Annotated in this window: 1 pseudogene; it reads right to left on the bottom strand. The window is 39.5% G+C overall.

The annotated features are described in order from the left end of the window. Window positions 1-521, bottom strand: a pseudogene (locus tag FT986_RS15880) (pyridoxal phosphate-dependent aminotransferase family protein); the annotation flags it as partial.

Raw genomic sequence — 521 nt, 5'->3', positions numbered from 1 at the left:
TATTTACCCGACCAGCTCATGCCATGAACATCATCAAAATACAAACATAATTGTTTATACTTCTTAGATAAGTCTAACAGGTCATTTACGGGAGAAAAATCTCCATACATGGAGTAAACTCCATCCGCCATATACCATATTTTATCCACAGTAGAACTTATCTCTTGAATCTTTTTTTCTAACAAGTCTAAACGGTTATGTCGTACCAACTCCACTTTTACCCCTCTTAATTTTAACCGTTTGGCAGCATCCTGAACACTCCAATGTACTTGATGATCGAGTAATATGGCGTCACGATCTCCTGCAATTACAGGTATAGCCGCCATATGGGCCAAGGTGGCGTTTTTGGCTACCACCACGGGCTGACCGTATAGCTTGTGCAGCAATTCCTCTAGTTTTTCATATAATGGGTGCGCTATATATGATTTTGATAATGGAAACTGAGTTCCAAAATCATCAATTGCTTTCTTTGCCGCTTCCTTTAGGCGAATATCTTGCTCTAACCCTAAATATCCTGTAGT

This window comes from Mesonia sp. K4-1 (assembly GCF_008017825.1).
Lineage (GTDB): Bacteria > Bacteroidota > Bacteroidia > Flavobacteriales > Flavobacteriaceae > Mesonia.
This window is presented reverse-complemented; position numbering and strand designations above follow the sequence as displayed.